Origin of the sequence: Leptolyngbya sp. PL-A3, assembly GCF_039962325.1 — a bacterium.
GTDB lineage: Bacteria > Cyanobacteriota > Cyanobacteriia > Elainellales > Elainellaceae > Vacuolonema.
In genome coordinates this window covers 283,201-307,444 of the sequence record NZ_JAMPLB010000003.1, presented here as the reverse complement: position 1 = coordinate 307,444, position 24,244 = coordinate 283,201, and the positions used below count along the sequence as shown (strand labels likewise).

Annotated in this window: 22 protein-coding genes; 7 read left to right on the top strand and 15 right to left on the bottom strand. The window is 49.2% G+C overall.

The genetic code is table 11. The features are described 5' to 3' along the window. Positions 1-327: 327 nt before the first annotated feature. Complete coding sequence (locus NDI52_RS04780; RefSeq protein WP_190770891.1) at positions 328-771, bottom strand: RrF2 family transcriptional regulator; 444 nt, start codon at positions 769-771, stop codon at positions 328-330. Between the two features lie 734 nt (positions 772-1,505). On the opposite strand from NDI52_RS04780, the gene NDI52_RS04775 reads away from it, so the two are divergent. Next, a complete protein-coding gene (locus NDI52_RS04775; RefSeq protein WP_190770892.1) occupies positions 1,506-1,901 on the top strand; it encodes an AbrB family transcriptional regulator in 396 nt (131 codons plus the stop codon). Between the two features lie 161 nt (positions 1,902-2,062). Here NDI52_RS04775 and NDI52_RS04770 read toward each other — a convergent pair whose 3' ends face one another. Then, positions 2,063-2,329 (bottom strand): hypothetical protein, encoded by a 267-nt coding sequence (locus tag NDI52_RS04770; RefSeq protein ID WP_190770893.1) that lies wholly within the window; start codon positions 2,327-2,329, stop codon positions 2,063-2,065. Between the two features lie 156 nt (positions 2,330-2,485). On the opposite strand from NDI52_RS04770, the gene NDI52_RS04765 reads away from it, so the two are divergent. Both NDI52_RS04765 and glmM read left to right on the top strand, forming a co-directional pair. Then, the gene (locus NDI52_RS04765) at positions 2,486-2,776 is read left to right on the top strand and encodes a hypothetical protein (RefSeq protein ID WP_190770894.1); all 291 of its coding nucleotides are present in this window, start codon (positions 2,486-2,488) and stop codon (positions 2,774-2,776) included. A 773-nt stretch (positions 2,777-3,549) separates the two neighbouring features. Continuing rightward, entirely contained in the window at positions 3,550-5,013 is a 1,464-nt protein-coding gene (gene glmM, locus NDI52_RS04760) for a phosphoglucosamine mutase (RefSeq protein WP_190770895.1), read from the top strand. 75 nt (positions 5,014-5,088) lie between these two features. Here the strand turns inward: glmM and ychF are convergent, their stop codons facing one another. The 11 genes from ychF to NDI52_RS04705 all read right to left on the bottom strand — a co-directional run bounded on the left by ychF (position 5,089) and on the right by NDI52_RS04705 (position 18,293). Continuing rightward, positions 5,089-6,180 carry a redox-regulated ATPase YchF gene (gene ychF / locus NDI52_RS04755; protein ID WP_190770896.1) on the bottom strand — a complete coding sequence of 364 codons (1,092 nt, stop codon included), beginning with the start codon at positions 6,178-6,180 and terminating at the stop codon, positions 5,089-5,091. Positions 6,181-6,586: 406 nt separating this feature from the next. Next, entirely contained in the window at positions 6,587-9,316 is a 2,730-nt protein-coding gene (locus NDI52_RS04750) for an ATP-binding protein (RefSeq protein ID WP_190789550.1), read from the bottom strand. Positions 9,317-9,734: 418 nt separating this feature from the next. Further along, the gene (locus NDI52_RS04745; protein WP_190770898.1) at positions 9,735-10,208 is read right to left on the bottom strand and encodes a tryptophan-rich sensory protein; all 474 of its coding nucleotides are present in this window, start codon (positions 10,206-10,208) and stop codon (positions 9,735-9,737) included. A gap of 170 nt (positions 10,209-10,378) precedes the next feature. Then, positions 10,379-11,119, bottom strand: coding sequence for an SAM-dependent methyltransferase (locus tag NDI52_RS04740; RefSeq protein WP_190770899.1), 741 nt, complete (start codon positions 11,117-11,119; stop codon positions 10,379-10,381). Between the two features lie 176 nt (positions 11,120-11,295). Next, positions 11,296-12,420, bottom strand: a complete 1,125-nt coding sequence (locus NDI52_RS04735) for an iron-containing redox enzyme family protein (protein ID WP_190770900.1) — start codon at positions 12,418-12,420, stop codon at positions 11,296-11,298. 929 nt (positions 12,421-13,349) lie between these two features. Next, positions 13,350-14,102, bottom strand: a complete 753-nt coding sequence (locus tag NDI52_RS04730; RefSeq protein WP_190770901.1) for a hypothetical protein — start codon at positions 14,100-14,102, stop codon at positions 13,350-13,352. Positions 14,103-14,727: 625 nt separating this feature from the next. Further along, complete coding sequence (gene pip / locus NDI52_RS04725; RefSeq protein WP_190771128.1) at positions 14,728-15,675, bottom strand: prolyl aminopeptidase; 948 nt, start codon at positions 15,673-15,675, stop codon at positions 14,728-14,730. Between the two features lie 33 nt (positions 15,676-15,708). Then, positions 15,709-15,984, bottom strand: a complete 276-nt coding sequence (locus NDI52_RS04720; RefSeq protein ID WP_190771129.1) for a hypothetical protein — start codon at positions 15,982-15,984, stop codon at positions 15,709-15,711. Between the two features lie 9 nt (positions 15,985-15,993). Further along, on the bottom strand, positions 15,994-16,932 hold the full coding sequence (gene accD, locus NDI52_RS04715) for an acetyl-CoA carboxylase, carboxyltransferase subunit beta (RefSeq protein ID WP_190771130.1): 939 nt from the start codon (positions 16,930-16,932) through the stop codon (positions 15,994-15,996). 148 nt (positions 16,933-17,080) lie between these two features. Next, a complete protein-coding gene (locus tag NDI52_RS04710) occupies positions 17,081-17,311 on the bottom strand; it encodes a DUF2007 domain-containing protein (RefSeq protein WP_190771131.1) in 231 nt (76 codons plus the stop codon). A gap of 160 nt (positions 17,312-17,471) precedes the next feature. Then, complete coding sequence (locus tag NDI52_RS04705) at positions 17,472-18,293, bottom strand: A24 family peptidase (protein WP_190771135.1); 822 nt, start codon at positions 18,291-18,293, stop codon at positions 17,472-17,474. A 966-nt stretch (positions 18,294-19,259) separates the two neighbouring features. Here NDI52_RS04705 and NDI52_RS04700 point away from each other — a divergent pair. Both NDI52_RS04700 and hemJ read left to right on the top strand, forming a co-directional pair. Beyond that, positions 19,260-19,484: a DUF2811 domain-containing protein gene (locus NDI52_RS04700; protein ID WP_190771132.1), complete on the top strand. Its 225-nt coding sequence runs from the start codon at positions 19,260-19,262 to the stop codon at positions 19,482-19,484. An 80-nt stretch (positions 19,485-19,564) separates the two neighbouring features. Further along, on the top strand, positions 19,565-20,161 hold the full coding sequence (hemJ, locus tag NDI52_RS04695) for a protoporphyrinogen oxidase HemJ (RefSeq protein ID WP_190771133.1): 597 nt from the start codon (positions 19,565-19,567) through the stop codon (positions 20,159-20,161). Positions 20,162-20,661: 500 nt separating this feature from the next. On the opposite strand, the gene NDI52_RS04690 is transcribed toward hemJ, so the two are convergent. Both NDI52_RS04690 and murG read right to left on the bottom strand, forming a co-directional pair. Further along, positions 20,662-20,811, bottom strand: a complete 150-nt coding sequence (locus NDI52_RS04690) for a hypothetical protein (protein ID WP_190771134.1) — start codon at positions 20,809-20,811, stop codon at positions 20,662-20,664. Positions 20,812-21,573: 762 nt separating this feature from the next. Beyond that, the gene (gene murG / locus NDI52_RS04685; protein ID WP_190770164.1) at positions 21,574-22,641 is read right to left on the bottom strand and encodes an undecaprenyldiphospho-muramoylpentapeptide beta-N-acetylglucosaminyltransferase; all 1,068 of its coding nucleotides are present in this window, start codon (positions 22,639-22,641) and stop codon (positions 21,574-21,576) included. A 44-nt stretch (positions 22,642-22,685) separates the two neighbouring features. Here murG and NDI52_RS04680 point away from each other — a divergent pair, with 44 nt between their 5' ends. Next, a complete protein-coding gene (locus NDI52_RS04680; RefSeq protein ID WP_190770163.1) occupies positions 22,686-23,588 on the top strand; it encodes a nuclear transport factor 2 family protein in 903 nt (300 codons plus the stop codon). Positions 23,589-24,003: 415 nt separating this feature from the next. Then, complete coding sequence (gene ndhL, locus NDI52_RS04675) at positions 24,004-24,237, top strand: NAD(P)H-quinone oxidoreductase subunit L (RefSeq protein ID WP_190770162.1); 234 nt, start codon at positions 24,004-24,006, stop codon at positions 24,235-24,237. The last annotated feature ends 7 nt before the right edge of the window (positions 24,238-24,244 follow it).

Sequence of the window (24,244 nt, the reverse complement as noted above, 5' to 3'; positions counted from 1 at the left end):
AATTCTCATTTTGAAATCAGGCCCGAAAACCGCGCACTAAAGGCGCGCGGTTTTCGGGCCTCAAAGCCAAGAGTTCACGCCCTACGGGCGTGAACTCTTGGCTTTGAGGCCCATACTGAGAATTGCTGTCTCATGTTCAGCAATTCTCATTTTCGAATGAAGCCCGAAAACCGTTCGCCTGGGGGGAGCGGTTTTCGGGCTTTAGAGTCAAGAGCTCATCCCCTTAGGGCTCACGACAGAACAAAATCTCATTGCTGAGAGCTATGAAATGAGAAGTGGCACGCGGTTCCACCTCTCATTTCATAGCTCCTAGCACCACCAAAATAGCTACACCACAAAGCTGGTGGTCGCTCCCTGAGATGCCTGCCAGCTCCGAGCATCGTAGTACAGATCCTCAAGGGAAATGTTGTAGAGTGCTTCCTGAAGCTTTTTATAAAGGCGATTCCACAACGCGAACGTCACCCAGTCTTCTGCCTGCTCTGCGTTGGGTTGATGACGCGGGAGAGGATCAATAGTTTCCCCGACAGCCTCTAAAATTTGCCCCAGAGAAATATGGGCAGGCGATCGCGCCAACCGATATCCCCCTTGAGATCCGCGAATGGAAATAACAATGCTGGACTGACGTAATTCAATTAATAGTTTTTCCAGGTAAGGAGCCGGTATTCCCTGTCGTTCGGCGATCGCCTTTACCGAAGCAGGGCCATAACCTGGCTGTAAACTCAAATCCAGCAGGGCTTTAACACTGTAATGCCCACGGGTTGTTAACTTCATCTGGATAACTGTTGGTAGTGGGAGACAGGCTTGATCCGAACATCGGCATATAAAGTATAAAGCCCCCACTGGATAGAACCTTACTGTAGTTGTAGCCAGCCAAAGTAAGAAGAAATAAATATTCTTCTTAGGAAAACCGTGGACAGATTAGGGCGATCGCCCTAATCTGCTCTATCCACACAAGAAACTGTGAGTTTTTGAAAGTTTATCTATATACTATGGTCGTGACTTAAGTGTTCCCCCGAAGAACATGTCCCCTCAATTGACCTGCAATACACTGGTCAGTTGTTCTTAGGGGCAGTTTTTTTGATGGCGAAGAACACGAAGAACCAAACTAATTCGATAGAAGGCAAAGTTCAACGATCTCCCTGCTTTCGCATTGTAAGTAGCCAATTTAAAGTGGATTTTTGGTTGCGGCATTCATCCATCCACTGGAGATAAGAGCCCATTCAAGATATTATCCTAGAGCTTTTGTTACTGATAATCGAAGTCTTCCTAAAAGCCCATCGTCTATCGACCACTTTCTGTAAAAACCTGGATATCAAAGTTTATCTAAATCCTCTAATCGTGACAGAAAAAACTTGAACAAATTCAACTACTGCGGGGTAATATGAGGTTACCCAATCAGAAATCAGCCTGATTGCTATTTAGCAATACCTCGGATGTTTCTCCGACTGTATTTCGATTGTGTGTTCTACATGCCGTTCAGAGTTGAATGACCCAGAGTTAAGTTGATGACAAAAAAGAAGAAAGGCGAACCGCTAACAGGCGAGGCACTGCTAGCCAAGGTAAAGCAGCTTGACCATCTCAGTAAAGAGGAAAAAGCTAAAGAGTGTGGGTATTACACGACTACCAAGGCTGGGGTAGAGCGCGTCAATATGATGAAGTTCCTGAATGCCCTGATTGAAGCAGAAGGCATTCAACTAGATGGAAAGTCAGGTTCTAATGGCCGTGGTGGGCGGAGTGCGAGCTATCGCATTACTGTTCAATCCAACGGAAACCTGTTGATAGGCTCTGCTTACACTAAGCAGATGAACTTGCAACCTGGAGACGAGTTTGAGATTTCTCTAGGACGGAAGCATATTCGTCTGAAGCAACTGGATGAAGATGGTGAAGAAATGGAAAACTAAGTTTTCTATCTCACCTATCAAAATAGGCAGGCTACAGGTTGTATACTGTGCCTGCCTATTTTTTGGACAAAATTTTAAGTCGATTTTTTAGCGGTTATTTGTAGGATAAAGCCTTCGATATCTCGTGCCTCTACCCCTGAGCACCCAAATATATAAGCATCTTAGGCTTGAGCAACAGGCTGTTCTGATGAAACAGATTCGGCTGATTTCGTTTCCTCTTGAGAGCTCTCAAGACGAATAAATTTGTGCAAAGTCTGATAGAGCCAAATTTGCTGTTGAGTTGCCGAAGCAAACGAAAAAAGATCGAGACCTAGAGTGGAGGCATGCTCCTCCGCAAAACGGCGGGCATCCAATTCAGAAGTTGCCTGAATTAGAAGTTCATCAGCCAGTTCTGCGGTTCCATTAAACGAAAACTCAGCTAAAAACATACTACTCAATCGTCCTTCATGATAAGTAGGGTGATCAACTTGCCAACGACTCCTTTCTTAATCTTCCCAAGGCTTATTACTCTCGTCCATACTTCATAAAATAACGATGTTCTCTTCAGGACAAATACGTAATTCTTCGGAGAAAGAGGATACGAGATGAATTCATCAATTGGTCAACGCCTTGAGAAATATACGATTAAACATCCTGATGAAGTATTGCTTGTTACGGTCACAATAAAGGGTGAAATGGATCAAATTGCAATTTTCCGGGGCTTCTCCAGTTCCTTAATGCGACCGACGGCTTTTGACCCTGATATTCCCGTCTTACCTGACGATAGTGAAATAGTCAGCATTGACCGTCTAGCCGCTCCTTATAATCCTGAAAACCCGCGCTATTTGGAACAGGGAATTACCTGGGCAACGATGGAATCGTATTTACAACCTTAAATCTTGCGAATCCTACCTGTCTTACAGCTTAATCGTACCTCTCGAACGAGATTCTCGCTGTGAAAGCATTTGTCAGCTCGACAAACTTTCTGTAGTTAAGTCAGTAGGCGTCACTAAACATAAGACCTAAATGCTGTGCTGCCCGCTTTGCAGGTGGCACAGCATTCCGGGTCTTATGTTTAATTGCAATCACCTACTTAACCTCAGTTCGGGTTAAGGGCTTTTTCGAGTGCCGCGCTTCGCGCGGCACTCGAAAAAGCCCATTATTGCGTGCGCGACGCGCACGCAATAATGGGCGGCTCGGCTTATCCCGAACTGACGTTACTTAAAGTCATGTAGCTGCCTTAAAGGGCAGCTCTCGAAAAGTGGTTAAAGAAAACGCTACGCAGCTTTAGGAAGTCGCCTGAAGCAAGTATAGAATCCGTAAATATACTGTTTTATAAGAATTAGATGAAGCCGCTTAGTAACCTTCAACCATTCAAACTAACACTTCAAAAATGAAAGAAGGGTTTATTTTATTGGCCTACAGCCTGTACTCAAGCGCTCCTAAATATTCGCCGAGCGAACCGTTCAATTCAGCCGGATTTTGCCGTTAGGTTATGAAAATTCTATGGAAAGAAGGAGGCTAATTTATTTGAGAAGCGATACGATTAGCCTCTTAGGAACATACCACGTTTTAATTTTGACAATCAGGGTGAGTGTCAATAGGTATTTAGACTTCTTAAACAACAAGTGGTATGCTCCACTGATGTGATGTGTGGAGTGGTAAATCAATGGTTTTGTCTTCTGTTTTTGAAGAATCGGAACCGTATACGAGTGCTTCGAAGCAGCGGGTACTAGATGCTGTAGGGATAGACTATGGAAAATCCCTAGACTTACCTGCCAGCAAGCTGTTTGGTACCGACGGCATCCGTGGGCGTGTGGGAGATTGGTTCACCCCTGCGCTGGCATTTCAAGTAGGTTTCTGTGCAGGTCAAGTATTGTCTGCTAATGCAGATGGACCCTTTATTTTAGGATGGGATTCGCGGAACTCTAGTGAGACGCTGGCGATCGCCCTCACCGATGGTCTCATGGCAGCAGGCGGGGAAGTTTGGACCGTTGGCCTGTGCCCAACCCCTGTCGTAGCTCACCTCTGCCATCACGTTAAGGGTGCAGGCGGTGTGATGATCTCTGCCAGCCATAACCCTCCTGAAGATAACGGTATCAAGTTTTTTGGCCCGGATGGAACGAAGCTTAGCAGCAGCATCCAGGCCACCATTGAAGCCAATTTGCGACAGGGCGATGCGACTAATGTCCGATGGCTGAATAGCTCTACAGAAAAAGCCTTCCATCGCGCTGACCTGATACAGACCTATATTGATGCTCTGCATACACCGTTTTTACCGGAGCGGAGTCTCTGCGGTCTGCGAATTGTGCTGGATTTGGCCTGGGGCGCAGCGGCAGGAATCGGTGCTGAAGTCTTCCGTCACTTGGGGGCAGAGGTCATTTCCCTGCATGATGTTCCTGATGGCAATCGCATCAATGTCAACTGCGGCTCTACCCACCTGGCAACCCTTCAGGCTACTGTACAGACCCATCAGGCTGACCTGGGCATTGCTTTTGATGGCGATGCAGATCGGGCGATCGCCGTTGATGGAGAAGGCCGCGTTGTGGATGGTGATTACATCCTGTATCTCTGGGGTATGGAGCTCAAACGGCAGGGTTTACTTCCCGGCAATACGATTATTTCCACGGTCATGGCAAACCTGGGCTTTGAGCGGGCCTGGCAGCAGCAGGGTGGCACTCTAGTGCGTACCTCAGTAGGCGACCAGTACGTTCATGCGGAAATGGTGAAACGGGGAGCCATGCTGGGTGGCGAGCAGTCGGGCCACATCATCTGTCCTCATTATGGGTTGTCTGGTGATGGCTTGCAGACAGCATTACATTTGGCTTCCATTGTTAAAGCGTCGGGACAATCACTCACCGAGTTGCGAGATCAGAGTTTCCAGACCTTCCCACAATTGCTGCGAAATGTGCGGGTAGAGGATCGCGATCGCCGCCTCAACTGGCAACAGTGCGAACCGGTGCAGCAGGCGATCGCTGCCGCTGAAGCTGACATGGGTGCCAATGGCCGTGTTTTGGTACGGGCTTCCGGCACTGAACCCGTGATTCGCGTTATGGTTGAAGCCGCCAGCGCTTCCCTAACAGAGCATTGGACAGCAGCATTGGCTGAAGCTGTGCAAGCTCATTTGGCCTAAGCTGATGCAAAAGGCGTAAAGCAATACAAATAAAAAAAGATGGGTGGCCCAGCCACCCATCTTTTTTTGATTCAGCTACACGTTGAAACGGAAGAGTAAAACATCTCCTTCCTGTACAACATATTCTTTGCCTTCACTGCGCACCAGGCCTTTTTCCTTGGCGGCGGTCATGGAACCGGTGGAAACTAAGTCGTTATAAGCCACAGTTTCGGCACGAATAAAGCCCCGCTCGAAGTCGGAGTGAATCACTCCAGCGGCTTGAGGAGCCAGCATACCCGCACGAATTGTCCAGGCGCGAGTTTCTTTAGGCCCGGTGGTGAAATAGGTACGTAGTCCCAACAACTCGTAAGTTGCACGAATTAAGGATTTGAGGCCGCCTTCTTTCACCCCTAAAGATTCCAGGAAATCAACTCGTTCCTCTTCGGACAACTCAACCAACTCAGATTCCACCTGGGCTGAAATGATGATCACTTGAGCATTCTCTTGAGCGGCGATCGCCCGCACCTGCTCTACCCAGGCATTCCCTGTTGCCAAATCATCCTCAGACACATTGGTGGCATAAATGACAGGTTTGCGGGTGAGGAGACCCAACGGCTTAATCAGGAGTTCTTCCTCTTCTTCGAGGTCGACAGTCCGTGCCGATTTACCTTCGTTGAGCACAGGCAGAAACTTCTCTAAAGCCGCGACTTCTGTTTGAATTTCTTTGTTACCTTTGGCTTGCTTTCGAGCGCGATCTAACCGTTTCTCAATTTGAGCCAGATCAGACAAGGCCAACTCCAGGTTGATGACTTCAATATCGCGTACGGGGTCGACAGAACCAGATACATGGATGATGTCGTCATTTTCAAAGCAACGCACAACATGGACGATCGCATCCACTTCTCGAATATTGGCGAGAAACTGGTTGCCCAGCCCCTCCCCCTGGCTGGCCCCTTTGACCAATCCAGCAATATCCACAAACTCGACCCGTGCGGGAATAATTTCTGCAGAGCTAGAAATATTGGCCAGCACTTGCAACCGCTCATCCGGAACGGCCACCACTCCGGTATTCGGTTCAATGGTGCAGAAGGGAAAGTTCGCGGCCTGGGCCTTCGCGTTGGCAACCACTGCATTGAACAGGGTCGATTTGCCAACATTGGGAAGTCCGACAATTCCAGCTTGTAACATGACGGGTCTGTGAGGAAATAGCAATCAACGCTTGCTGATCTTATATCAAATCTGGTTAAACAGCCCGTAAGGGGAAAGTGCGAAGCAGTTCTCATTGTGAGCTTCAAAGCCGGAAGTTCGCACTCTAATACGGGCACGAACTCTCGGCTTTGAAGCCCAAAACCCGCTCGCCCAGGACAAACGGGTTTCGGGCTGAATTCCAAAATGAGAATTGCTGAGATTTAGCCCGTCATTCTCGACAGAAGCAACGCTTCTAATTTAACGTCAGTTCGGGATAAGCCGAACCGCCCATTATTGCGTGCGCGACGCGCACACAATAATGGGCTTTTTCGAGTGCCGCGCGAAGCGCGGCACTCGAAAAAGCCCTTAACCCGAACTGAGGTTAATTTAAATGAACCAGTTGCGCCTAAAGCCAGCGTTCGAGAATGCTGACCAGATCTTTTAAACGGAAGGGCTTGCTGAGATAATCATCCATCCCCGAGGCCAAGCACTTTTCGCGATCGCCCGTCATAGCGTAAGCCGTCACCCCTACAACGGTCGTATGAGTTGCAGAGCCCTCGCGATAACGGAGTTTTTGGGTTGCTTCGTACCCATTCAACACAGGCATTTGACAGTCCATCAATACCAGATCGTAGGAACATTCGGCTAAACGATCCAACGCTTCCTGACCATTGCTAACGGCTTCAGCCTGGTAACCCAACCGCCCCAACATACTCAAGAGCAGCGTCTGATTTTGTACAGTATCTTCCACGACGAGAATACGGGGATGCGCGTTGCTGACAATCACAGGGGAAGGCAGGTTTAGGGCAAGGGGGTCTACTGTCGCTTCAACGGCTTTAGGTTGCTCTAGGGGAACGGTAAACCAGAGTGTTGAACCTCTGCCTAAAACACTTTCAACCCCAATGGTACCGCCCATGAGATGCACAATCTTGCGGCAGATGGTCAGCCCCAGCCCCGTTCCCTCATACTGCCGGGTAGCAGATGTCTCAACTTGAGTAAAGGCTTCAAAAATTTTGGCCTGATCCTCTGGTTGAATGCCAATGCCGGTATCCCGCACACTAAACCGCAACGTGACGGCGGAGAGCGAGTTTTGAGGGTTCTCCAGATTGCGCTCTACCCGCAGCACCACCATACCTTCATCCGTAAATTTGATGGCGTTACCGATGAGATTGGTCAACACTTGCCGCAAGCGATCCACAGGCCCAATCAGATGGGGGGGAACATCTGGAGCAATGGAAGAAGCAATAATCAGTTCCTTGGCAACTGCCTGAGGCTGGAAGAACTGAATCAAATCCTGAATCATCTCCGTCAGGAAAAACTCGCGTGCGTTCAATCGTAGTTCTCCCGCTTCCAACTTTGAAAGATCCAAAATGTCATTAATAATAGCCAACAAGTTTTCGCCACCCCGAGTAATGGATTGCACATAGCCTTGCTGCTCGGCATCCAGAGTGGTGGTTTCTAGCAATTGGGTAAAACCCAGAATGGCATTCATCGGTGTGCGAATTTCGTGGCTCATATTAGCCAAAAAATCGCTCTTTGCCTGATTCGCTTGTTCCGCTTGAATAGCCGCTTCCCGCAGTTCTGTCTGCGAAACCTCCAGGGCTGTAATCAGAAGACTGTAACGGAGTTCCTGCGCGGCTTTTAGTTCCATTGCTTGCCAGGGGAGCGATCGCCCCTGCACCTGTTCCTGCCAGAGAGCAAAGGAAGTGCGAGGGCGCAGTCGCAATTCCCCCTCTGCAACAGCTTGCAGCGACAGTTTTGGGTCTCCTCCCCATCGTACGGTGTAGCTTTGCTCAGGCCGGAACCAGATCACCCGGTACGAGCGAGACTGAACATCCATAGAAATGGTCAAAATTCCCCCGACTTGGGGCTGATAGAATGCCGCTTCCGGATACTCCTCAACCAGGCGGTCTGAGTAGAACAAGGGTTGTCCATCCTGCTCTCCCAACCAGTCTCGTAAAGCTTCAACTTGTTCACGGGTCGGGGTTTCTCCGCCCAGCATCAGCCGTTGTCCCAAAACAATCGCAATGCCCTGAGCCTTCACCAACTCCAACAGTGATTGCTGATTGTGCTGCAAAATCCGTTCGATCTGATGGGGATGTTGAGCCAGCTCTTGACGAAGCGCCTCTTCAATTTGCTGAATTTGTTTGCGGTATCGTTCTGCTTCCTGTTCTTCACGCACAACTAGCTCCAGAGAGATTAATCGCCCCACCAACTCACAGAGGTTGCGCATTGGATACTCGACAGCGCAAGGGGAGCCATGATGACAGGCGATTAACCCCCACAATCCATCTTGACCGATGAGGGGGATGGACATGGATGCTGCCACACCCATATTTTGCAAATACTCCAGATGGCAGGAGGAAACCCCTCGCGTGCTAAGAGTTGTGAGGTCAATCGGCACAGAGGTAACTTTTGTACCGACAAAAGACACTGGCTTGTACGCCACGTGGGGAATTAGGCGAGGACGCGTATTCATAAACAGCGTTCTTGCCAGCATGGGAATATCTGCTGCTGGATAATGTAACCCCAAATACGGCTCCCAATCATCTCGCACGGATTCAGCAACGACTTGTCCATTAAAGCTGCCATCAAAGCGGTAAACCATGACCCGATCGAACTGGATCAAGTCGCGGATCTCCCTGGCAACGTTTTGAAAGAAATCAGATAGGTCTGCAGCTTGATTAATACGGCCGATGAGATGATTGGCTTGGGTGTAGAACAAATTTGATTGGCTGAAGTTGTGGGTTGTTGTCACCCGTTCCAATTCTAGAAGCCAGACGCCTTCAGTTTGATGGAGGCTACCCAGAACCATGGAATAGGGAGCATCTCCCGCGAAAGTTGAAGGAAGCACAAAAGGTAGGGCACTGTTGCTTCCGGGTTTGGCGATCGCCTGTTCCAACCTCTCGCCTATATCCTCCCCAACAACCGCAACTAAGGGCTGGCCTAATATTGCCTCCGGGGAGCGCCCTAAAAATTCTTGAATGTTTTGGCTAACAACCTCAATGGTCAGATCAGTAGGATGAATAGCCAGAATGGCCCCATGGGGCTGAACATGACCAATGGTATGAAGGGGTTCGTAGGTTTCGGATTCTAAATTGCGAAGTTCAGCAGTCGAAAGCGGGAACGATTTCATAGGAGGAGGGCTAAATCACAGGAAGCCCGCATAAACGGAGCGAGAGAGTATCCTCCAACTTAACAAAACACACCTGAAACAGCCTCCGGGAAATTACATCCGCTCTAGCCACACCTACGGCCATTGCTAGTGGTCTGTCAATGTTCGAGTGTTGGGTAACCTCACACTCAAACATGAAATTTGAGGAGTGTTTTGAGGGGTCTGCAACCCCTCAAAACACTTCTTGGCAGAGTACTAGTGTCGCGTCAGTTAACCTCAGTTCGGGATAAGCTGAAGTGCCCATTTTGGCGTACCGCCCAGTGCGCGGCACTCGAAAACGCCCTTAACCTGAAGGTAGGTTCGGTTTTGATGTAGTAAAAGGAGAGCGTGAAGCTTAGCTCCACGCTCTCCCTTTACTACATGGGAAATCAGCCTGAATTTAGGCAGCTTCAGGATTGAGATCGATCATACGGCGAGTTGTATAGGTACCAACAGGCGTCCAGAGGATGTAGGGAATCAGGAGCAGAACGGCTGTGGAAGAAGTGGGCAACAGGAGGGGAATGAGGGCGATCGCCAGCACCAACCCTGCCCCACCCAGAAACGTTCCGACCGCTAAGCTACGACTCCGTAACGTTGCTGGAATATAAGCCACTGTCAAAATCTCAATCAACAAATACCAGCCCATCAGGAGCCAGGTCTTTAAACTGCCCGGGTCAGCATTCCAGGTATAGTTTGCGGACGCGGCCCCACAGATAAAAATCACTGTCCAAATGAATGGAATCGCTGGTTCAAAAAAGAGCCACCAAGGACGGTCTAATCGTTTGGCCCAGAAAATGTCGCGGGGGCGGAAGAAGAATGTACCCAGCGCCACCACAAAGGTCACACCTCCAATGATCATCCAGGGTTGAAGCATAATTCTTAACCTCCTGTATTGATGTGATGAACCCAGATAGTTTTTCTAGAAACACTAATCCTGTGCGCAATGCATACACAACATGAATGCCTCTAGAAAAACTATCTATTTCATGGAAATTGATTTTCCGTACCCTGAGGGTACAGAAAATCAATTCATTAATGCCTATCTTATAAAGCTGTCATGACCTTCAGAAACTCTTCCGAAAGGCATGAATCAGAGCCGTCTTTCTCAAACAAAACCCCTGCCAGGAAGTAGATTTTTTCTGAGAAAAATGCTTTACGCTTACGTTGCAGTTCTGTAATAGTGTTGCGCACTTTTGGTTCGCAGCTGTAATAACCAAACTTGAGGGGCGACACCATAAAATCAGCAATCTGATAACCCATCTGCAAAGCGTAGTCGACGGTATCAACTGGGTTGGAGTAAGCAGAAATCATTAGCATCACTCGCTCACAACCATGGGCCAAAAGCTGTTTGGTAATGCTAGCGCCATCATGCCCACCATGCAGGGATGGCATGTAGAGCTGATCGTCGGGAGCCGGAAGGTAAGGAGGATTCGCAATCAGGCACTCGGCTTCTTCAGGAGAGTTATCAAAGAAGCACATGTTATGGACCTGGTAGTACGAACCCAGGCCATACTGCTCAATTCTTAATTGTGCTAATGCACAAGCATCGGGATTTAATTCAAACCCTTGAATCACACCATCAAAGGAGCTTTTCAAGAGCGCTCGAATCACAGGACTACCATCCCCTGCCCCAAATTCGACAATTGACTCCCCTGCCGCACCCTGAGAAAACACCATTTTCTCTAAACACTGTGCATAGAATTGTGATTCTTCAGGGCAAAAGAAGACTTGATTGGGGGAGTGAACCTCAATCATCGAATCGGAGGTCAATAGACTTTTGTTCATGGTAATGGTTCTGTAAAGAATGAAAAGGTGAAAAGTGCTGGAAAAAGATCGCTGATGCTAATTCCATGCAGCATGACATGGCTCAAAACCAGGGCTAAGAATCCTGTTTGAGTATCCTTGAGGACTCTAAAAAGAATTTATTTTTCGGGTATTAAACACCCGAAAAATAAATTGTGTTATGACGTGATAGCTGGGAGAGGTTCCCGAGCATCTTTGATGCGTTGAATAACAGCATTACCGGCTCGTTCCCCGATAAATTTCTCCTGGGCATATCCCAACAGAATTTCCCATGCTTGTTCGGGATACTGCTCAGCTAGCGGCAGGGCGACATCTTGCAGCATCCACTGCCCATGCCGCTCATCCTCCCGAATGTGCAACGCCCAGTAACCTGAAGCATCGTCACTGAGACCCAGCCTTTGAGCCGCTATCAGGTAATCGGTGTAGATGGAGGGGCCAGCGATTTCAAAGTAGGTCAGGCCACCGTTGTAGCGTAGAAAGTGGCGTTTGCATTCTGTCAACAAGAAGTTGTGGTTGATACCCGCCAACAGTTGCCAGGGAGCCAAATCAAAATAGCCTTCGGGCTGAGTATTGAGGCTCAATTCAGCCATCATTTTGGCGAAGAAAGTGGAATGCTTGCGCGACAGGCGACCATTGCCATATTCCTCAAGCAGGACTCGAATGAGCGTAGCTTGAACTTCATTGCTAGCCCCACCTAAGATGCGAGACATGCGGCTAGCTTCCACCAGGCCATCAAGGGAAGCGATCGCCAACAACCGGCGATACCCCTCAAAATCCATCTCTTCCCGCAAGAACCGGCGGTTTTCAGTGACGGGTGGTTCGAGATCTGCATCACCCCACTCATGCAGGGTTTGAGCAACATCCATCTGTTTCAGTTGCTCGACATTCATCTGGGCCAGTTCCCACTCCTGCCAGACAGACTCGATGCGATCGCGTACCCATTGCAGATAGTATGACCGCTCGTTACGATAGGAACCTAAATCGTCATACCAAAATAAGTTCAAACGATTAATGCGATAGAGAACTCGCTGTAGAAAACGATGGGCCGCTTCATCACCCGGTTCCAGTGGATCGGTATAGGCGAGGGAAAGTGCAGTGGCGATCGCAGATTCTAAAGTCTCAAGTTGCTCAGGCGATTGAGCAACGTAACGATCTAAGTCCTCCATTCCAAGCAGCTCAACCAATCGATTTTCTGCTTTTAGGAAATCGACATCTTTAGGTGTTGAAGATATTGATTTTTCGACTTTTTCTACTAATTGCCGAGGATTTACAGAAGCGACCATAGGACAGTGATAGGAATCTTTTCTTAATCAGTAGCCCATTGGTGCAAGCATTGCCCAACCAACCAACTACTTTTGTCTAATGAGACTGTAGTTAATTTAATGTAACAAGCTCGTCCATCTGTAGACAGAAACTAATGACAAAGTGCATCAATTACAACAGAAATTAAGCACTTTTCATCTCAGTCTGCAGTTACGAAGTTATAAATCAAAAAAATTCCAACTTTTGACAAACTTTATTTATCTCTTTAGATAGGCAGAGTTATTTTTGCTTCACGAAAAGCTCATATTTTGAGTGAGAGCTACCGGTTTTCTAAAGCTTTTCACGTTATTTAACCCGTATCCAAGCCCAGAACAAAACCTCCAGAACTTGGATTCGTGTTGCAGTGACTTCGCTGTTACAACAAGAATCTGGTTTTTGGAAGGAATTCATTTTTGTTTTGTACTGAGAAACCGCATACAACTTTCACCAGGTACTTCCAAATCAATATGCAGTTACACAGAATAGGAGGGGTATACCAATTTCTACAGATTGAAAATCTAGTACGCTGAGGCGTAAATATATAACCTATTTTTCAGTGGGGGTGCTTCGCACCCCCACTGAAAAATAGGTTACGGACTTAGGCCGTAGCCTACTAGTGTTGTGGTTACAGCGAACTTCGTCTGCCACAATCGCAAAACCAGGACGCACCTGAATAGAAGGGAATAGTATGTAGCACCATCCCCTTCTATTCCGCGCAGCTTCATATAACATTAGTTCGGACAGTTTTTCTGAAACCCTTGATTTTGCGTGCGCTCCGCGTACGCAAAATCAAGGGTTTCAGAAAAACTGTCCAGAGTATTGATATAAGAATGGTATTAGAAGCAGAACTCTCTTTCTAGCACTTGTCAGAGAGCTCTGCTCTTAGTAAAAAACCTATGAATATTAATTACTAAGAAGGTGGAAAACCTTCAGGTGCAGGCACGTGAATATTAACGCCTCTAGAATTGTCGCGTGTCAGTGATGAACGGTCGGATGGACACATAGGCCGACCACTAGCGTCTCCAACAATCATGCCTCGTTGGCCATTAAATAGAATGGGAACAAGAACAAGTTCCCCATCCATTTGACGAATCCGAAAGAGATCAGGATTGGCAGCCAAACAAGAGCGAATTTCCATGACATACTCATCTCCAGTTTGCTCTGTATTTTCCTGCTCGCCCCGTCGAACAGTTTGGTCTGTAGCCATATGATACGAGCCGACGGGAAATTGATTCAATGGATCATCTTCTGCAATAGGAATCGGCTCACCATAGGTGACCGTCGTAGCTACAGGCAACACATAAACATCTCTGTCAACTGGAACCTGGCTGATTAAAATAGGCGCTTCAGAAGCTGAGACTTGCTCCATTGATGCAGAGACAGATAAAGGTGAAAACATAGGCATCGTCATTTCAGGCATTACATGGGTTGAAGCCAACGGCTGCACAACGGCTTTGGCTAAACCTTTATCTGGTGCTGGCAATTCAGGTGGCGCAACGGAAACCTCTGGGCTGATCTCTACCGCTATATCAGAATCCGGATCCAAAGCATTTAGTTTGGAACCTGTCGTGGAATCAGGAGAAGGAATTGCACTGGCTTTTTGCGAGACTTCTTGAAGGGCAAAAACAGCCAGAGTTGAGAGAGCGAGAGGCTTAAACCGCATAACTAGTTCAGAGTATAGGGATTCTCTCCCTTTAACTACTCTAAGCAAAGTGATCCGTAAAAAATGGAGAGGTTAATCAGGAATTTGAACTCCGGCTGAATATACGGATAGATCTCATTCAGTGCGCTACATTGTTCCACAATTCATTCACTTAGGCTTTACGCAAGTTCCCTATCAGCAATTCTCAGTAACCTCAGTTCGGGTTAAGGGCGTTTTCGAGTGCCACGCGTTGCGCGGCACTCGAAAACGCTTATTTTGGCGTGCGCTTTGCGCACGTCAAAATAAGCACTTCAGCTTATCCCGAACTGAGGTTCAGTATGGGCATCAAAGCCAAGAGTTCACGCCCTACGGGCGTGAACTCTTGGCTTTGATGCCCGAAAACCGCGCGCCTTTGGCGCGCGGTTTTCGGGCCTGATTTCAAAACGAGAATTGCTGGTTCCCTATATTTAGGGCAGTTTTGTTGTGTGTGGCGTGTAGTGTACTTCACACGCCACACACAACAAAACTGCATAAATTCTGCACTCATTTATGAGCAGGACTTTGACATAGGCGAAACCTGGGTACGCAGACCCCCGATTTTTCTAAAAAACTAGGGGTCTAAATCTTTTATGTCAATGCCATCCACTTATAGGTCAGCGAAGCGATCGCTCGCATCCAATAAAGCATCCCGAACCCCTGGCTCATTCATGGAGTGCCCAGCGTCAGGAATAACCAGAAACTCAGCTTCAGGCCAGGCTTGGTGAAGTTCCCAAGCAGAAATCATGGGGCACACCACATCGTAGCGACCCTGCACAATGACTGCCGGGATGTGGCGAATGCGATCCACGTTTCGATACAGCTGATCTTCCGTCTCGAAGAAGCCTTTGTTGACAAAGTAATGACACTCGATTCGCGCAAAGGCATCCGCAAAATCATCCTGGGCAAAGCGTTCCTGCTGCCTGACATCGGGCAGCAGCTTGCTGGTGCTGGCCTCCCAAACAGACCAGGCGCGGGCAGCTTCTAGACGTACCCGAAGATTATCGCTAGTCAAACGTCTGTAATAAGCATGAATTAAATCATGCCGCTCCTCTGGAGGAATGGGTTTCAGGTAGTCCTCCCAGGTATCGGGGAAGATATAACTGCATCCCTCCTGGTAAAACCACAGCAACTCTTTCTGACGGAGCGTGAAAATTCCTCTTAAGATTAAGCCTTTGCAGCGCTCTGGATGAGTTTGGCTATAGGCTAGGGCTAGGGTGCTGCCCCAACTGCCACCAAATACAACCCACTGTTCAATCCCCAGATGCTGACGAATCACTTCAATATCGCGTACCAGATCCCAGGTCGTATTCTCCCGCAGCTCTGCATGGGGCGTACTGCGACCACAGCCCCGTTGATCAAACAAAATGATGCGATACTTTTCGGGGTTAAAGAACTGCCGATACATCGGGTTGCTACCGCCCCCTGGCCCCCCATGCAAAAATACGACGGGCTTACCCCGTGGATTTCCCGCTTGCTCCACATACAGTGTGTGCAACCCCGACACGGGGAGCATTTCCCTGAAATAGGGGTCAATCGGTGGGTAAAGTTCCCGCATGGATTCGTAAAAGATATAAGTTTTTCTATTGCATTAGCCCGGAGGCAAAACTTTGGCAGTGCCGCGATCGCCCTGCCAAATAATCCAGCCGACTGATGGGTCTAGCTCATCCGCTTGTGTGGTGACCTTGAAGTAAAGCTTTTGGCGATCGCTCGTCTCCACCGCAAAGTCAGCTCGCTCTGCATACAGCACCTTAAAGCCGCGTGCTTGCAGACAGTATTTCGCCCAGCCCTTTAGACTATGCTTCTGCGACTCGTAGGGAATAGCTGGATCTTGGAAGACAACTTGAATTGCATCGAACGGTGTCATTGCCATGCCTCAATCTGCCGTATGGGTGGGCAGGGGGAAGGAGTCGGGCACCTGTAAGGCATTGTGGTGAAACGGAACGTGGTTAGGTGCAGAAAGTTGATGCAGTTGAATCAATTGCGTCAGTGTTACCTTGAGCTGGGTACGAGGCACGATCAGATCTACAAAGCCGTGATTCAACAAATATTCAGCGGTTTGGAAATCGTCGGGCAGCTTCTCACGCAACGTTTGCTCTACAACTCGGCGTCCAGCAAAGGCGATCGTCGCTTTTGGCTCGGCGATAATAATGTCGCCCAGCATAGCGAAGCTAGCCGTCACGCCTCCTGTAGTGGGATGGCTCAAAACTGGAACGTATAGAAGCCGTGCTTCCTTGTGGCGTTGAAGCGCAGCAGAAATCTTGGCCATCTGCATGAGGCTCAACATCCCCTCTTGCATCCGGGCTCCACCCGAAGCGCAGACGATCACAACAGGGAGCCGCTCACGGGTTCCCCGCTCTACCAGCCGAGTCAGTTTTTCACCGACGACCGAGCCCATGCTTCCACCCATAAAGCGGAAATCCATCACACCCAGAGCGACAGGCTCGCCATTAATTTTGCCAATCCCTGTGGTACAGCCATCCAGCAACCCGATCTTTTCCTGAGTCTCCCGCAGGCGATCGCCATAGGCCTTGCGATCGCGGAACTTGAGAGGATCTGTGGGTCGCAGATGATCATCCATCGACTCCCAGGTTTTTGCATCGATGAGCTGGTAAATGCGCTCCTCGCCATCCACCCGGTTATGGTGCCCGCAGTCTGGGCAGACCATTTGATTGGCCCGCAGATCTTTGGTGTAGGTCAACACCCCACAGGCGACACACTTGCTCCATAAGCCGTCAGCAATTTCGCGTTCCTGACGTTCCTGGCTAATGGGGCCAGCTTTCCGGCGATTCGCAAACCAATCAAACAGGGACATGAAGAGTAACGGGGTAGAGAGTGAATAACATATCTGGACAGCGTTCAACCAAGAACGATCCAGAAACCTCAACAATAGCGAAAAATGGGGCCACCTGGATGCCGTCTAATCTGGAAAGTGGTGGTCGCCTCCCCATGGGTTACCGGGCTCAGCCGCCGAAGGAGCCTTCTGTGGCTTCTTCTTCAAGGGGACTGAGAAGCAGCAGAGCCGTCCATTGGTCGCGCGATCGAACCTCCAGTACGGCAGGGGCTCCACATCCAAAGTGAGGTTGTAACCCTCGACTCAGGACACGGGCCGGAATACCGTGGGCCTCCAGCATTTGCTGCATCATCTCAGCTTCCCAGAGGGAGCTGGTCGTTTTGAGAGTAATCCAGTTCACTCCAACCTGAAGGGTAGATTGACGACGCTTGTGGAGATTTTATCAGAGTCAGTTGGGTTTAGAAGAAGTTGTGTGCGGCGCAATGCGCTGCACACAACTTCTCGATGAATGGAGCTGTTTTTCGGGCGCTTGCACAAAACAACAAGCGTTAGAACAGGCCCTAGAACATGGGGAAAAAGAGTTGGCGGTAAGCGTAGAGCAGGGAGTCGCCAAAGAAGACGGCGAGGATGGCGGAGAGGGCGAGAAAGGGACCAAAGGGGATGGGTTGGCGGCGGCTAATTAGCTTCAAGGCGATCGCCCCACCACCCACTAACGCACCCAGAAAGCAGGCTATTAATCCAGCCAACAGGAGGTGTGACCAGCCCAGCCAGGCTCCCATCATGGCAGCGAGTTTGGCATCGCCACCGCCCATGGCTGCTTGCCCCAGGGCGATCGCCCCCACCACAGAAATCAGGGTGAAGATCCACATTCCCACCACGGCTCCCACAATACCCGTCATCAGGGTGTGTGGAACACCACCTGTAGCGGTTGGGTAGAGCCAGCCCAAGGCAGCTTGAAAGACCAGCCCTAGCACAAGCCCAGACTGGGTCAAAGGATTGGGCAGTGTCATCGTATCCAGATCGATAAACGACAGGGCAATGAGCCAGCTAAACAGCACCCAGTAGCCCAGCATGATCCAGCCCCAGCCAAAAGCCCACCAGACCGCCACAAACAGCAGCCCTGTGGCCGTTTCAATTAGAGGGTAGCGAGGGGAAATACGAGTTTTGCAATAACGGCAACGGCCCCTCAGCCACAGCCAGCCCAGCACAGGCACATTGTCGTACGGCTTAAGGGTATTGCGGCATTTGGGGCAGCGAGAGGGGGGATGGATGAGCGATATTCCGGCTGGCAGGCGATAGACCACCACGTTCAGGAAACTGCCGATGCAGGCTCCAATCATAAAAACGATCGCCCCCAACACTCCTGACACAATCGCTTCCATCTTGCTCTCCTGGCACTGTCCTGACTTCAGGTTACCCCCAGAGGCAGAGGAAGGCAGCATCGAGCAATTCACACCCAAACTGCTGTCTCTACCAAAAGACATAGCATGTACCACATCCTGAAGGGTTTCACTCTCATAAATCGCTTTACTCTCAAGCCCAGAGAAAAAGTCACGTTTTCCACAGGCAAAGTGACGTCGATTTAAAACCACCGAAAAATTTATTACTGAATTTTCAAGTCTCACTCAGGGAAAATCTGAGGTTTTCAACAGCCTCTCCAACACAAAACGCAATGTATCCACAGGATACAGAAGGGCTCAAGCCACAATATGACACGGATCTACAGATTGCGTGAGTAGAAAAATCAGGAAAATTTGATTTTTGATTTTTTTAGCGGGGTTTGTAATTCTTATCTTCCGTAAGACTTTTCCCCAGAGCATTCCACATGATTTCCACAAAACCACAAAAGTTTTCCACAGGGGATCTCGAGTTTTCCACAGGGGGTGACGAAAACATCAGGCGTTGATGCGTCTGTTGGGGAATTCTGTGGAAAAGGGCGATCGGCCGAGAAATATGAGAAAAAGGTAAAGTAGTGTAAAAAAAACTGGCCTCAAACCCTGATTCTCTCGTAAAGCTAAAGCTATTCTGAAGGCAAATATTACAGAACCTGGCGTTGACAACCCCTCCCCCCTGTAGCGCACAATGATGCGACCACCACTTGAAACGCCTCTTTCAAAAGCAGCGGATTCCCTGGTTTCTGGATCTCCGGTTTAGGGGATTGACATCTGCTGTTAAGAGGCTATGTGTTCAGTGGAGGCTGTGCAAATAAATGAGACGGCTCCGGGCAAGACTAAATTTCCTGGCGGCTAGGGTTTAGTGTGTGTTTTCCTGCCATAAACCCGATCTGGCTGCTACTTGTTTGGTGGGTCGCCCCTTTCTATGTTTACTGCCCAAAATTGAGGTGTTGTATGAACGCGACGGTTAGCATTCTCGCCGAGATTCCCGAAGAGCTACACGAGTCCCTCAAGAGCTATCTGGAAACCCACCCCGACTGGGATCAGGATCGGGTATTTGTCGCCTCTCTATCGTTGTTTTTGTTGCAAAACGGCAGCCACAATACCGTGGACTCGTCCCGTAGCTACCGTCGGGCTGCTCGCGTCTATTTAGATGCTCTGTTCAAACAAGCGGTCTAGTCCCAGGAAATAGGCCAGGGCTAGAAATGCCTCAAGCAATGGGCGTATGATCAGGGGATTAAGATGATGAAGTTGAACCCATGAATTACCTGTGGTTTAAGTCCTTTCATATTATTGGCGTCGTTGTCTGGTTTGCTGGGTTGTTCTACCTGGTGCGCCTCTATGTGTACCACGTGGAGGCGAATGAACAGCCAGAGCCAGCCAAGAGCATTCTCCAGAAGCAATACGAAATCATGGAGAAGCGCCTTTATAACCTGATTACAACGCCTGGGATGGTATTAACAGTGGCGATGGCGATCGCTCTGGTTATATCCGCACCCGACCTGCTTAAGGAAACCTGGCTTCATGTGAAATTGTCTTTTGTATTGCTCACATTGGCTTACCACTTTTACTGTGGTCGAGTCATGAAGCAACTAGCAGCAGGGACTTGTCGATGGACTGCACAGCAACTTCGAGGGCTGAATGAAGTACCTACGGTATTTCTGGTCTTAATTGTGTTGCTGGCTGTTTTCAAGAACCAGTTGCCTACCAGTGCAACGGCCTGGGGAACGTTGGGTCTGATCGTGGCAATGGCCGCCATCATTCAGCTCTATGCCCGTAAACGTCGACTTGACAAAGAACGGGCTGCTCAAGCGCAGGCTCTGGGTGAAACTGAAATGAGTGGCTCAGCTTCCTAAGATCTGTTGCCGGAAGCATCTACACTGGATCGAATTGATTTCGTAACAATTGCATACTGTCTAACTCAATAGTTCATCTTTCACGGAGACTGTCCTGAAATGGCACTCCTAAAAACTAAATAAATCCACAAAAGCGCAGTAAAACTGCGCTTTTTGCGTTTTATGGTTCTAGCAATTTCTATTAGACTTCCTGCGTGAATCGTAGCGCAGCTAAGCCGCGCTACGATTCACGCCCTCAACAACCGGAATCATACAGGAGGTCTATTAGATAGGGTGAATTTTACTCACATCTTTCTTTCCAAAACCAAAGCCCAGAGGGGTATTTTTTGACGCTTTGCATCAAAAAATACCCCTCTGGGCCCCGATCTGCAAGCGAAGCGGATTTATCCACTTCGCTTACATGGGATGTACTTGGTAGACTCACCATGAACTCAAGGAGTCACACTAGAAAGTCTGAAAGCATTTAATTTGTGGATGTTATGTCCCAAAATCAACATCTTCTAACGAGAATGACGGGTAGCCTTTGTTGGATCTCCATCGTAGGGTAGTACTCCGGTTGCTGGGTATTCATCCCGGTTTGGGGAGAAGATACGTAATGCACCATCCCAGAGATATTGCAATGCATAGCTAACAGATTGCAGAGCTTTCATAGGTGACCTCACAATCAGGCTGAAGGGAATGTATAGAAATCAATTCTTCTGAATACCCAATGCTGTCGTTGGTGTAGCTATGACAACAAGCGGGAGAAGAGAGCGTAACGATGGAGAGAGTAGAAGGCAAGATATGCTTACTTATCCTACTTCAATCATATAAAAAACATTCCTAGGGAGCTGAGTTTGCCACCATTCTTTACAGTCTTCAATAGGTGGGCATCATTAAACATAGAATCCAGGATGCCGTGTTTCCCACAAATCGGGTAACACGGCATCCTGGATTCTATGTTTAATTGAGTTACATAGCATTTTTTGAAATGTCTGGCTTTTAAGAATTAGACCGCATTTAACCCATTTGCTTTCATCAAAATCCTATAGTGGTTAGCGATCTCAGCATGTCGTCAAATTCGGATTGAAACAGGTTCTTCAATGAAGGCTAAAATCATAAAAGGGATTAGTTTTTGACGTATTTAATATGCAAAAACCAATCCCTTTCATATCTCTTCACAGCAAATTGGTACAGATCTTTAGAAGAGTTGATAAGCCTTAGGAGGTTTCTGCATAAGAATTTACCCAGAATGTTGGTGCTTTGCCCGCGAAGCGGGCAAAGCACCAACATTCTGGGTAAATTCATTACTGGAAATCTCCTTAGTTTTTGGAATTACCATGCTCCTTTCCAACCGCGTAGGGTACGAGAGATAAATGCGGGATTCTGTCCTCCATCTATCTCTCGTACCTCATCCGATTAGAAATACTGTATCAGCTCTTTAGGGTCACTTGTATTTGGGTTGCTAACTGTTGGGCGCTATCAACAACGGCGAGCTTTGCCGTTTCAGCTTTCATAGCAGCCAATGCAGGCGTTCCAATCAGGTTCAAAACCAACTGCTGAAGCTGAGCCGCTGTTAAGTCCGATTGTTGAATAAGCTGAGCAGCGCCTGCCTGAGCAAAGACCCGAGCATTGTAAGTCTGATGGTCTTCAGCAGCGAAGGGATAGGGAATCAGGATGGAGGGGAGGTGGGCGATCGCCAACTCCGTCAATGTCCCTGCCCCCGACCGACTAATCGCTAAATCCGCCCGACGGAACAGAGCCGCCATATTATCGAAGAATGGCAAGGCTAAATATTGGGGATGGCTGTAGCTCTTTGCGTCGGGGTCGCTGTCTCCTGTCAGATGTACAATCCACAACCCTGCTTCGACCCAGACAGGTGCACACTCACGCACCAGGCGATTCACGGCAACTGCACCCTGGCTACCTCCCACAACGACTAGCAGGGGGACCTCAGGCGGAATGGGCAGCGTGAGGGGCGGCATTTCCTCAGGTGGGAGGAGAAAGGGCGATCGCACTGGCGTGCCCACCGTTACGGTTCGAGCGCGGGGCAGATAGGTTGCCGCATCCGCAAATCCCAAAGCCACCAATGAACATAGAGGGCTAAGTAGCCGCGTTACCTTTCCAGGCAGTGCGTTGGATTCATGCAGTATGGCAGGGAGGCCGAGCGATCGCGCCGCTAAAATCGCCGGAGCCGCAATATATCCTCCCGTCGTGAAGACCCCATTAAACTGCCCCTGCTGTAAGAGCCGTCGCACTTTCCAAACAGCACTCACCAGGCGAGCCACAGTCTTTAGCGTGCCCAGTCCAGGTTTTCCCTGAAACCCCTCCACTCGAATCGTATGAAGAGGATACTGCTCCGGTACCAGGCGAGTTTCTAAGCGATCGGGTACCCCGAGCCATTCAATATCGACCTTGGGAAGTTGCTCGGCGGTGGCGATCGCCGGGAACAAATGTCCTCCTGTACCACTAGCCGCAATTAAGAGTTTTGGAGATGCCATCGTTGTGCCAATTCCTTTTCGACGCCCCCGCCTGCCTAAAATCTATGGCAGTTTTCCGGTTCCGCGAGTACTCTAGTAGAGTTCAAATCATCATCGGCTCTCAGCCTACCATTGCCATGGTTCGATTGTTGCCTACTCCCCAGTCATTTCCCCGCTCCTCCGCAAAATTGTCGCGTGTTGGCTGGCAGAGAGGAATGTTGGCAGCGATCGCCCTATTTGGCAGCATTTTGGCAACGGATACAGCCACTCAGGCGCAGACAGAACCCGTTCCCGCAGAAATTCAAACCCTGATTACCAATATGGATCAGGCCGCCAGCCAGGAAGACCTGGATGGGGTGATGGATTACGTTAGCCGCGACTTTACCCATGCAGATGGGTTTACCTACGACACCCTTGAACAGGCCCTAACCACCTTCTGGGAGCGCTACGACAATCTTTCGTATACGACAACAGTTAATTCATGGGAGCGAGATGGAGATGCGGTGGTCGTTGAAACGACGACTCATATTACCGGGACGCAAACCCTTGGGCCTCGAAGTATGGCGCTAGATTCTACCCTAACCTCCCGTCAGCATTTCCAGAATGACAAGCTGGTGCAGCAGGAAACCCTCACCGAGGCAAACCGGGTCTCCTCCGGGCAAAATCCACCTGAGCTGACGGTAAACTTACCCCAACAGGTTGCCATTGGGCGCTCTTTTAACTTTGATGCAGTAGTTATGGAGCCCCTGGGCAATCGCCAGCTGCTGGGTGCAGCTTTGGAAGAACCCGTCAACGTCACCGCTTATCAAACCACCCCTGGCATCGATTTAGAACTTCTGACAGCGGGGGGGTTGTTCAAGGTAGGCCGGGCTCCTGCTCTGCCTGAGCAGCGGTGGGTTTCGGGGTTAATTATTCGGGAAGACGGGATTACGATGGAGACCCGCCGTGTGCAGTTTGGAGCGGATTAATTCACTCGCGTCCCGTAGAACGGTTGTGTTTTATAGGGGTGGTATGTTGTGAGGGTGCATAGCTTCCTCTAGCAACAAAAACAGCATCCCAAAAACTATTAACAAACGTCGGTTCGGGATAAGCCGACCCGCCCATTATTGCGTGCGCGACGCGCACGCAATAATGGGCTTTTTCGAGTGCCGCGCTTCGCGCGGCACTCGAAAAAGCCCTTAACCCGAATTGAGGTTAACAAGGTTGGCTTTTCATTGGCATCACGAGTGAAAAGCCAACCTCTTCAGCGTTTACTCGTAAAATTCTTGCAAAACCTAATCCGATCCCTCAGGAACTTAAATGATTGAATCGCCCAGCGTCCTTCCCTGAAGGCGATACAATTTGAGGGACGGCAACTCGTCGTGTCCTAACCGGTTTGGTGCTATGAATCTTCCCTTGAATCTTCCCCTTATTCCCCTTCTGCTATACGTTGGCTTGGGCGGAGCCTACCTGGTTGTGATTCCGGCCCTCATTTTCGCGTATCTCAATACTCGCTTTCACACGGCCGGTTCCTTTGAGCGGCTTATTGCCTACTTCTTCGTGTTCCTCTTCTTCCCTGGGTTGCTGCTGTTAGGCCCCCTGCTCAATAGCCGCCCTCAGAAGCGAACGCTCGCGTAGGGTTACC